The organism is Nonomuraea sp. NPDC005983 (assembly GCF_040614375.1).
GTDB lineage: Bacteria > Actinomycetota > Actinomycetes > Streptosporangiales > Streptosporangiaceae > Nonomuraea.
In genome coordinates, this window is the sequence record NZ_JBEXUP010000227.1 from 1 (window position 1) to 10,458 (window position 10,458).

General features: G+C 70.4%; 10 protein-coding genes and 1 riboswitch. Of the genes, 7 read left to right on the forward strand and 3 right to left on the reverse strand.

Features of this window, described 5'->3' with window-relative positions; translation table 11 throughout:
* The coding region (locus tag ABZ297_RS44940) for a hypothetical protein (RefSeq protein WP_355360095.1) at positions 1–202 on the reverse strand (202 nt) is incomplete at its 3' end.
* 132 nt (positions 203–334) lie between these two features.
* Here ABZ297_RS44940 and ABZ297_RS44945 point away from each other — a divergent pair.
* From ABZ297_RS44945 to ABZ297_RS44975, 7 genes are all read left to right on the forward strand, one after another.
* The gene (locus tag ABZ297_RS44945) at positions 335–610 is read left to right on the forward strand and encodes a hypothetical protein (RefSeq protein ID WP_355360098.1); all 276 of its coding nucleotides are present in this window, start codon (positions 335–337) and stop codon (positions 608–610) included.
* A 12-nt stretch (positions 611–622) separates the two neighbouring features.
* Positions 623–2,443 (forward strand): glutamine--fructose-6-phosphate transaminase (isomerizing), encoded by a 1,821-nt coding sequence (gene glmS / locus ABZ297_RS44950; protein WP_355360101.1) that lies wholly within the window; start codon positions 623–625, stop codon positions 2,441–2,443.
* Positions 2,444–2,540: 97 nt separating this feature from the next.
* Entirely contained in the window at positions 2,541–3,311 is a 771-nt protein-coding gene (locus tag ABZ297_RS44955; protein ID WP_355360104.1) for an SAM-dependent methyltransferase, read from the forward strand.
* A 119-nt stretch (positions 3,312–3,430) separates the two neighbouring features.
* Positions 3,431–4,390: a tripartite tricarboxylate transporter substrate-binding protein gene (locus ABZ297_RS44960; RefSeq protein ID WP_355360107.1), complete on the forward strand. Its 960-nt coding sequence runs from the start codon at positions 3,431–3,433 to the stop codon at positions 4,388–4,390.
* Between the two features lie 4 nt (positions 4,391–4,394).
* Positions 4,395–4,590: riboswitch (cobalamin riboswitch) on the forward strand.
* 109 nt (positions 4,591–4,699) lie between these two features.
* Positions 4,700–6,877 carry a ribonucleoside-diphosphate reductase subunit alpha gene (locus tag ABZ297_RS44965; protein ID WP_355360110.1) on the forward strand — a complete coding sequence of 726 codons (2,178 nt, stop codon included), beginning with the start codon at positions 4,700–4,702 and terminating at the stop codon, positions 6,875–6,877.
* Positions 6,878–6,921: 44 nt separating this feature from the next.
* Complete coding sequence (locus ABZ297_RS44970; RefSeq protein WP_355360113.1) at positions 6,922–7,917, forward strand: ribonucleotide-diphosphate reductase subunit beta; 996 nt, start codon at positions 6,922–6,924, stop codon at positions 7,915–7,917.
* A gap of 12 nt (positions 7,918–7,929) precedes the next feature.
* On the forward strand, positions 7,930–9,042 hold the full coding sequence (locus tag ABZ297_RS44975; protein WP_355360116.1) for a mechanosensitive ion channel domain-containing protein: 1,113 nt from the start codon (positions 7,930–7,932) through the stop codon (positions 9,040–9,042).
* Here ABZ297_RS44975 and ABZ297_RS44980 read toward each other — a convergent pair.
* Entirely contained in the window at positions 9,005–9,820 is an 816-nt protein-coding gene (locus ABZ297_RS44980; RefSeq protein WP_355360119.1) for a cytochrome c biogenesis protein CcdA, read from the reverse strand. The two genes, ABZ297_RS44975 and ABZ297_RS44980, sit on opposite strands and share 38 nt — an antisense overlap.
* Positions 9,817–10,458, reverse strand: a 642-nt coding sequence (locus ABZ297_RS44985; RefSeq protein ID WP_355360122.1) for a thioredoxin domain-containing protein, incomplete at its 5' end; no start/stop codon positions are given. The genes ABZ297_RS44980 and ABZ297_RS44985, both read right to left, overlap by 4 nt.

The following is a 10,458-nucleotide window of genomic DNA, read 5'->3' on the forward strand; positions in this document are numbered from 1 at the left end:
CGGCGCGCGGGGCGGCCGGTGTGCCCGTAGCCGCTGGACGCCCGCCGTGAAGCGGCCGTTGACCTCGGACATCGCGAATCCGATCACGGAGCAGCCGGTCGATCCGGGGCGCGGCGATGGCCGTCGCGCCGATCTCGCCCGACTGCCGGGTGACGGCCATGCCGCGGTTCACGGGGACGGCGGGGTCCGCGACGGTGCTCACAGGCTGCGGGCATTCGCTTGCCGACGCTTGGGCAAAGATTGGGGACGTATGAGCGTCCTCTAGAGGCTGTTCCTGCCCGATTTCGGGCAGGATGTTGGCGTGTCTTCTTCGACATGCGTAGTGTCCTCGTCTGTGTCCACGGCACGGAACCCCTACGAGGACCTCATCGCCCACCTCGGCCGGACCAGCGGTCTCGGCCCGGGGGAGGCGGCGCGCGTGGTGGCCGACGTGCTGTCGTACTTCTCGGAGTCGGCCGAGGAGTTCGTACGGCGGCGCCACGGCGAGCTGAAGTCGCAAGGCTTCACCAACGACGAGATCTTCCCCAGGGTCGCCGCCGAACTGCGCGGGCGCAGGGTGGCGGCTCCCGAGCTGTCCCTGCGCCAACTGCGCCGGATTATCTACGGATAGAGGAGAGCTTGGATGTGCGGAATCGTCGCCTACGTGGGGCCCAAGGACGCGGCGCCCATCCTGCTGGAGGGGCTGCAGCGGCTGGAGTACCGGGGCTACGACTCGGCCGGGGTCGTGGTGTCGAACAAGGGGCTCAAGGTCCGCAAGGTCAAGGGCAGGGTGGCCGATCTGGCCAAGGTCGTGCCCGCCCGGTTCAAGGGCGGCCTCGGCATCGGCCACACCCGGTGGGCCACCCACGGCGTGCCCAGTGACGTCAACGCGCATCCCCACCTGTCGACCGACGAGCGCATCGCGGTCGTCCACAACGGCATCATCGAGAACGCCGACGAGCTGCGCGCCAAGCTGGTGGCCGACGGGGTGGAGTTCGCCTCCGAGACCGACACCGAGGTGCTCTCGCACCTGATCGCGCGCACCGCCCGCGAGAACGACTCCCTGGAGGAGGCGGTCAGGAAGGCGCTCAAGAGCGTCGTCGGGACGTACGGCATCGCGGTGATCGACGCCGAGCGGCCCGGCGAGGTGGTCGTGGCGCGCAACGGCAGCCCCATCGTGCTCGGCATCGGCGAGAAGGAGATGTTCGCCGCCTCGGACGTGGCCGCGCTGGTCCGCTACACCCGGCAGGTCGTCCACCTGGAGGACGGCGAGCTGGCCGTGCTCAAGGCCGACGGCTTCCACACCTTCGCCAGCGACGCCCGCGAGACCGCCAAGGAGCCGCTCACGGTCGACTGGGACGCCGGCCACTACGACACCGGCGGCTACGAGCACTACCTGCTCAAGGAGATCTCCGAGCAGCCCGACACGGTGGCCCGCACCATGCGCGGACGCCTGGACGAGCGCTTCCACATCGCTCACCTGGGCGGCCTCAACATGGACGCCCGCGAGACCCGCTCCTTCCGCCGCGTGAAGATCATCGGCTGCGGCTCGGCCTACTACTCGGGCCAGATCGGCGCCCAGCTCATCGAGGAGCTGGCCCGCATCCCGGCCGACGCCGAGCCCGCCAGCGAGTTCCGCTACCGCAACCCGGTCGTGGACCCCGACACGCTCTACGTCGCGATCAGCCAGTCAGGCGAGACCTACGACACGCTGGCCGCCGTGCAGGAGCTCAAGCGCAAGGGCGGCCGGGTGATCGGCATCGTCAACGCGGTCGGCAGCGCGATCGCCCGCGAGGTCGACGGCGGCGTCTACCTGCACGCGGGCCCTGAGGTGTCGGTCGCCTCGACCAAGGCGTTCACCTCGACCTCGCTGGCCTTCGTGCTGCTGGCGCTGCACTTCGGCCGGGTGCACGACCTGTCGCCCGCCGACGGCCGCCGCATCTGCGAGGGCCTGCGCAGGCTGCCCGGCCAGATCGAGGAGATCCTCGCGCAGAGCGACAAGATCGCCGAGCTGGCGCAGAAGTACGCCAAGAACCCCAGCATGATGTTCGTCGGCAGGGTCCGCGGCTACCCGGTGGCCCGCGAGGGGGCGCAGAAGCTCAAGGAGATCTCCTACGTCCATGCGGAGGCGTACCCGGCGAGCGAGCTGAAGCACGGCCCGCTCGCGCTGATCGGCCCGGAGATGCCGACGGTCGCGATCGTCCCCGACGACGAGCTGCTCGACAAGAACCTCACCACGCTCGGCGAGATCCGCGCCCGTGGCGGCCAGGTGCTCATGGTCGGTCACCGCGAGCCCGACGCCAAGCTGGCCGACGACGTCATCGTGGTGCCGAAGAACGAGATCGAGCTGGACCCGATCCTGCTGACGATCCCGCTCCAGCTCCTGGCCTACCACGCCGCCGTCGCGCTCGGCCGGGACGTCGACAAGCCCCGCAACCTGGCCAAGAGCGTCACGGTCGAATAGCGGATCAGCTGCGGCCCGGGAGCGGGAAGCTCACCAAAACGGCCACAATCGGAACGTAGCTCGTGTTAACGGGGCCTGAACGATCTAAGATCGCGATGTGCCGGAGTTCGACTCTCACACACCGAACCTCGCCCGGATGTACGACTACCTGCTCGGCGGCGAGAACAACTTCGCCATCGACCGCGAAGCCATCGACACGCTGGCCGAGCTGCTTCCGGAGGCGGTCCCGGTGGCACGCGCCAACCGGGCCTTCCTCCAGCGCGCGGTGCGCTACCTCACCGGCACGGGAATCCGGCAGTTCCTGCACCTGGGCGGTGGGCTGCCGACCCAGGGCAACGCGCACGAGGTCGCGCTCGGCTCCAGGGTCGTCTACGTCGAGCGCGACCCGGTGGCCGCCGCGCACGGCCGCGCGCTGCTGCAGGCCGACGACGGCGCCGTGATGCTCCAGGCCGACCTGCTCGACACCGACGACGTGCTGGGCAGGGCCGCCGACTTCCTCGACCTGTCGCAGCCGGTGGGGCTGCTGCTGGTGTCAGTGCTGCACTTCGTGCTGGACGACGACGAGCCGCACGCGATGGTGGCCAGGCTCCGTGACGCGCTCGCGCCCGGCAGCCACCTCGTGGTCACACACGCCACCTCGCTGGTACGCGCCCAGGGCCCCGGAACGCTGGGGGTCCACCGGGGGGCGGGCGGCACCGACAGGACCCCGCAGGAGATCCGGGAGTTCTTCGGGGACTTCACCCTGGTTTCACCAGGTTTGGTGCAGGCGGCGGACTGGCGTCCGGACCGGCCCAGGCTTGTCGGCAGCCCGTCCCCGGCGTCGTGCCTCCTCGTAGGCGTCGCACAAAAGGCCGCAAAACCCCAATAGCCCCAAATTTCGCGAGATTTCGCGGACGCATCCCACAACGCCCTTGATGTGTAGCAACGCGTTTACTGTCAATAACTTCTAGTAATGGGGGATATCGCGAGGTTCGGGGGTGGGACGCCATGCGCCGTCGACGGTTCTTCGCACTCGGATTGGGCGCCGCGCTCCTTGCGGGCTGCGGCACCGAGTACGCGGCCACCGGCACGGTGGGCCCCTGGCGAACCCGCGGCCGGTTCGCCATCGGAGCGGGCGGCGACCGCTGGGCCCGGGTCGCCGCGACCCTCGTCAGGTGCGCCCGCGAGTCCGGGTACGCCGTCACGTCCCAGACGCCGGTCACCAAGGTCACCGTCACGGGCCTGCCCGCCCTGGCCGCCGCCGACATGAACAACGGCCTGTCCCTGCTCGACACCGCGACCCCGCTGGCCAGGCTCACCGGCGACGTCGAGGTCGTGGTCGTGCCCGGCACCTCCCGCTTCAGGAACTTCGACGAGTTCGGCGCCTACCTGGTCGCCCAGCCTGACCAGACGAAGCTCGCCGGAGGCCGCCAGGGCGGGCCCGACCACCTGCTCTTCGGGCTGATCGCCAAGGGGCTGGGCGCCGACGCCCGCAGGATCGACTACACCGGCTACCGCAACAGCGCGGGGGCCGCGACGGCGCTGCTCGGCGGCAAGGCCACGGCCGCCGCCGGGGCCCTGGCCGACTGGCGTCCCAGTATCGACGGGCGCCAGGTCAGGGTGCTCGCCGTCTCCTCCGCCCAGCGGGCCGCGGGCCTGGACGCGCCGACGCTGCTGGAGCAGGGGGTCCGGGTGGACTTCGCCGACTGGTGCGCCGCCGTCGGCCCCGACAGCATGTCGGACGACAGTCGCGCCGCCGCCATCCAGATGTGCGACGACGTCTGCGGCTCCCGGGCGTGGCAGGACGCGTGCCGCGCCGGCGGCTGGAACCCGATCCCGCTCAGCGGCGACGACTTTGAGAAGTGGCTCACGTCCGAGATCGACCGCACCAGGGCGGTGCTTCGCGACCTCGGCCTGCTCGACACGCCCGGCACAACATGCTGGGGCAGTTGCGGGAACGGCCACTAGATGTAGGATCCTGCTCGTCGCTGGTTCGCCCCAAGGGGCGGAGCAAAAGGGAACCCGGTGTGATTCCGGGGCTGCCCCGCAGCGGTGAGCGGGAACGACCGCCGTCACAAGCACTGGAGCGATCCGGGAAGCGACGGCCAGTAGGCGCCTCCTTGGCCTGCCCGCGAGCCCGAAGACCTGCCAGCGGCGCCGGGCCTGTCCCGGCTGAACGGTCCAGGGCCTCGAGGGAGGGCCCGGGGGCGTCGCGGCCGCATGCCGTGCCGCGCTCTCGCGTGCCCTCACGAGGATGAGCTCGCGAGGAGAGAGCACGTGACGCAGATCGTTGAGGGCGACCGCAGGCTGGCCATCGAGGAGGCCGCCGCGCGGGTGATCGCCGACCCGGCCAACTCCCGGGTCGCCGCCCGCCTGCTGGCCGAGGAGATCGCCGACGAGGCGGCCGGCCACGGGGTGCGGACCTTCTCCGAGTCGGTCGCCGCCACGCACGCGGCCGGGCTGGTCCAGGACGCGCTGGCGGAGTTCGTCGCCGCCCACGCCCCCGAGCTGGACGCGCTGGTCTCCGACGAGGCCGACGCGCGGTTCGAGTACTTCGGCCTGCGTACCGTCTACGACCGCTACCTGCTGCGGCACCCGCGCACGCGGGCGGTGCTGGAACGGCCGCAGCACTTCTTCCTGCGGGTGGCGTGCGGGCTGTCGGAGTCGGTCGCGGAGGCGGCCGAGCTGTATGCGCTGATGTCGACGCTGTCGTACCTGCCCAGCTCGCCGACGCTGTTCAACTCGGGCGCGCGCAGGCCCCAGCTGTCGTCGTGCTTCCTGCTCGACTCCCCGAGGGACGAGCTGGAGGCGATCTACGAGAGGTACGGGCAGGTGGCGCGGCTGTCGAAGTACGCCGGCGGCATCGGCATCTCGTGGACGCGGGTGCGCTCGCGCGGCTCGCTGATCAGGGGCACCAACGGGCATTCGAACGGCATCGTCCCATGGCTGCGCACGCTCGACTCGTCGGTCGCGGCGGTCAACCAGGGCGGCCGGCGCAAGGGTGCGGCCTGCGTGTACCTGGAGACCTGGCACGCCGACATCGAGGAGTTCCTGGAGCTGCGCGACAACACCGGTGAGGACGCCCGCCGCACCCACAACCTGAACCTGGCCAACTGGGTGCCCGACGAGTTCATGCGCAGGGTGGAGGCCGACGAGGTCTGGTCGCTGTTCGACCCCAAGGACGTGCCGGACCTCACCGACCTGTACGGCGACGCCTTCACCCAGGCGTACCGGGCGTACGAGGCCCAGGGCCGGTTCACCCGCCGGATTCCCGCCCGGACGCTGTACGGCCGGATGATGCGCACGCTGGCCCAGACCGGCAACGGCTGGATGACCTTCAAGGACGCGGCCAACCGTACCTCGAACCAGACCGCCCGCCCCGAGAACGTCATCCACCTGTCGAACCTGTGCACGGAGATCCTGGAGGTCACCAGCGACGGCGAGACGGCCGTCTGCAACCTGGGCTCGATCAACCTCGCCGCGCACGTCACCTCTGACGGCCTCGACTGGGGGCGGCTCGGCCGGACCGTCAGGACCGCCGTGCGCTTCCTCGACAGGACCATCGACCTGGGCTTCTACCCGACCCCCGAGGCGCAGGCCGCCAACCTGCGCTGGCGTCCGATCGGCCTCGGCGTGATGGGCCTGGCCGACGTGCTGTTCACGCTCAGGCTGCCGTTCGACTCGCCCGAGGCGCTGGAGCTGTCCACCCGCATCGCCGAGGAGATCGCGCTGGCGGCCTACGACACGTCCGCCGACCTGGCCGTCGAGCGGGGCAGGCACGCGTCGTACGCCGACACCCGCGCGGCGCTCGGCGTCCTGCACCCCGACCACTACGCGGCGGGAACCGGCGAACGGTGGGAGGCCCTGCGCGAGAAGATCGCCGCCAACGGCCTGCGCAACTCGCTGATGGTCGCCATCGCGCCGACGGCCACCATCGCCTCCATCGCGGGTTGCTACGAGTGCATCGAGCCGCAGGTGTCCAACGTGTTCAAGCGCGAGACCCTGTCGGGTGAGTTCCTCCAGGTCAACCGCTACCTGGTCGCCGACCTCCAGGCGCGCGGGCTGTGGACGCAGCAGATGCGCGACGCCATCAAGCGGGCCGACGGCTCGGTCCAGGACATCCCCGACATTCCCGGCGACCTCAAGGCGCTCTACCGCACGGCCTGGGAACTGCCGCAGAAGGCGCTCATCGACCTGGCGGCGTCCAGGCAGCCGTACATCGACCAGTCGCAGTCGCTCAACCTGTTCATGGCCAGCCCCACCATCGGCAAGCTCTCCTCGATGTACGCCTACGCCTGGAAGCGGGGCCTGAAGACCACCTACTACCTGCGCTCCCGTCCGGCCACCCGGATCGCCCAGACCACGGTCCAGTCCGTCCCGGCCCCCGCCGAGCCGCTGGAGTCCGTCATCGCCTGCTCGCTGGAGAACCCAGAGGTCTGCGAAGCCTGCCAGTAGCCGGCCCCCAGTAGCCGCCACACCGAAGAGAGAGACGACGAAACATGCTGCTCGACCCTGGGATGGACCTGACCCTACGGCCCATGCGCTACCCCGACTTCTACGAGCGTTACCGGGCCGCCATCCGCAACACCTGGACGGTGGAGGAGGTGGACCTGCACAGCGACCTCGCCGACCTGGCGAAGATGACGCCGCAGGAACGCCACCTGATCAACCGCCTGGTGGCCTTCTTCGCCACCGGAGACTCGATCGTCGCCAACAACCTGGTGCTCAACCTCTACCAGCACGTCAACGCCCCCGAAGCGCGCCTCTACCTGAGCAGGCAGCTGTTCGAGGAGGCCGTGCACGTGCAGTTCTACCTGACGCTGCTCGACACGTACCTGCCGGACCCGGACGAGCGGGTCATGGCGTTCGCCGCGATCGACCACATCCCGTCGATCCGCGACAAGGCGGAGTTCTGCTTCAAGTGGATCGACTCGATCAACGGACTCCAGCGCCTGGAGACCGTTGAGCAGCGCAGACAGTTCCTGCTCAACCTGATCTGCTTCGCCGCCTGCATCGAGGGACTCTTCTTCTACGGCGCGTTCGCCTACGTTTACTGGTTCCGCTCTCGCGGGCTGCTCGGCGGCCTGGCCACCGGCACGAACTGGGTGTTCCGCGACGAGTCCATGCACATGGAGTTCGCCTTCAGCGTGGTCGACACGGTCAGGGCCGAGGAGCCCGAGCTGTTCGACGACAAGCTGGGCGAGCAGGTGACCAGCATGATCGAGGAAGCCGTCGCAGCCGAACTGGCCTTCGCCCGCGACCTGTGCGGCGACGGCATGCCGGGCATGAGCGTCGACCAGATGCGTGAATATCTCGAATACGTCGCCGACCAGCGGCTGGCCCGACTGGGCCTGGCCAGGAGGTACGGTACGGCCAACCCGTTCGCGTTCATGGAGTTGCAGGACGTCCAGGAGTTGGCCAACTTCTTTGAACGTCGTGTTTCTGCTTATCAGGTAGCAGTAGAGGGCAATGTGACGTTTGACGAAACCTTCTAAGACATTGGGGGTATGACAGTGCAGTCGCCGTCCGACTGGCCCATCCTCATCGTCTCGGTGATCGGCGCGATCCTGGTGGTGGAGGTGGCCCGCCGGATCCTGTCGAGGGCCGGGCTCAAATGGGCGCTCGCGCGACACCTCGTGGAGCACTGCACCTGGCCCGCCTTCGCGGTGGCCGCCGTGGCGGCGTTCAACGTGGTGTTCGGGCCCGGCATGTTCGGCGACACGCAGCAGGACCGCAGCCTCGGCGGCACCGTCGACCAGGTGCTCGGGCTGCTCACCATCGCCAGCGTGACGTGGCTGATCGTCCAGGCCAGCTACGCGCTGACCGACGTCGTCCTGGACCGGCTGGTGCTGGTCCAGGGGGAGGGCAACCGCAGGGCACGGCGGATCAGGACCCAGATCGGGCTGGTCCGCCGTGTCGCCGCCGCGGTCATCATCGTGATCGCGCTGGGCGCGATGCTCTTCTCCTTCCCGCAGGTCCGGGCGCTGGGCGCCGGGCTGCTCGCCTCGGCCGGCATCGCGGGCGCGGTCGTCGGCATCGCCGCCCAGCCGACCCTCGGCAACATGCTGGCGGGGCTCCAGCTCGCCTTCAGCGACGCGCTGCGCCTTGATGACGTGGTCGTCGTCAACAACGAGTGGGGCAGGATCGAGGAGCTCACGCTCACCTACGTCGTGCTGCGCCTGTGGGACGAGCGCCGCCTCGTCCTGCCCGTCTCCTACTTCACGCAGAACCCGTTCGAGAACTGGACCAAGCACGGCAGCCAGGTCGTCGCCGTGGTCTACCTGCGCGTCGACTGGTCGGTGCCGGTCGCCAAGCTCCGCGACGAGCTGCACAGGTACATCCAGGGCAACCCACTGTGGGACCAGAAGGACTGGACCCTCCAGGTCACCGACGTGCAGAAGAACGGGCTGATCGAGCTGCGGGCACTGATGAGCGCCGCCGACTCGCCCTCGGCCTGGGACCTCAAATGCGACGTGCGCGAGCACCTGGTCACCTACATCAGGGAGAACTACCCCGACGCCCTGCCCCGCTTCCGCGTCGACCTGCCCGACGAGGGCCGGCCCGCGGCGACGTGGTCCACTGTTACCTCTCCGGACGGCGGGTCAGGCGCCAGGTCGTGACGCCCACCAGCGCGAGCCCCGCCGCCGCGACCACGAGCAGGTCGGGCAGGTCGCTCCCGAGCGCCGCCGACTGGAGCCCCGCCTCCCAGTCGTCCGGGAGCGGGACGGCGAGGGCGCGGGTGCCGTCCGAGAGCAGGAACAGGACGCCGAGCCCGGCGAAGACCAGGCCCGACAGCAGCGACGTGGTGTGCAGACGGAGCCGGCCCAGGCGCAGGCCGCGGCCGCGGAGCCAGCGCCGGCGGCCCAGGTCGTACCGTTGCCAGAGGGCGGCGAGCAGCATCAGCGGCGCCGCCATGCCCGCCGCGTACACCGCGAGCAGCGCGGCGCCGCGCAGGCTCTCGCCGGAGGCCGCGGCGACCGTGAGCACCGCTCCCAGCACCGGGCCCGCGCAGAAGCCGCCCACCCCCGACACCACCCCCAGCAGCAGCACCGCGGCGGGTGAATCACCTCTGGCCAGCGTCCTGAGCCGCTCCAGCGGCCGGAACGTCCAGCCCTGGCCGGCCAGCTGCAGGACGCCGAACCCGATCAGCGCCCAGCCCGCCACCGTGACGACGAGCTCCTGGTGGCCGTATAACAGGCGGCTGGCCTGGGCGGACCCCATTCCGAGCGGCACCAGCACCGCGCACAGGCCGGCGTAGAACAGTAGCGTCCGGCCCGCCAGCGCCCTGCCGCCGGGGAAGGCGTAGCCGAAGAACGCCGGAAGCAGCAGCGCCCCGCACGGGCTGAGCAGGGAGAACAGGCCGCCCAGGAACGCCGCCGCGTACCCGAGATCCGTCATCGGGCCTTCTCGATCGCCCGCTTGAACGTGGCCAGCGGCTGCGCGCCGAACAGCAGCCGGCCGTTGATGAGAAAGGCCGGGGTGCCGGGCAGGCCGAGCTGGAGGGCGAAGTTCAGGTCGGCGTCCACCAGTCGCTTCAGCGCGGGGTCGCGGCGGTCGGCGTCGAACTTCGCCACGTCCAGGCCGGCGCGCGTGGCGGCGGCCCGCAGGCCCTCGTCGTCGAGGCGCGGACGTCCCGCGAACACCGCGTCGTGGAACTCCCAGAACCGCCCCTGCCTGGCGGCGGCCCGTCCCGCGACCGCGGCCCGCATGGAGTCGCGGCCCCTGATGGGGGAGTCGCGCCAGAAGATCCGGATGACGCCCCGGTCGAGGTACTCGCGCTGCAACGCGGGCGCGATCGTCTGCGCGTAGTGCCGGCAGTTCGGGCAGTTGAAGTCGCCGAACTCGACGATCGTGACCGGTGCCCGATCGGACCCCTTGGACAGCTTCGGATCGATGGGCGGCGGGGTCGGGCCCTCCCAGGTCGGCACCGGCGACCCGGTCGGCTCCGCGCTCGCCGCGGCCGTCTGGCCCGTGCCGGTGGCCGGTGTCGCGGCGCTCGTGGAGCCCGCCCGCGAGGCCGGCCCGGCCGGCGCGTC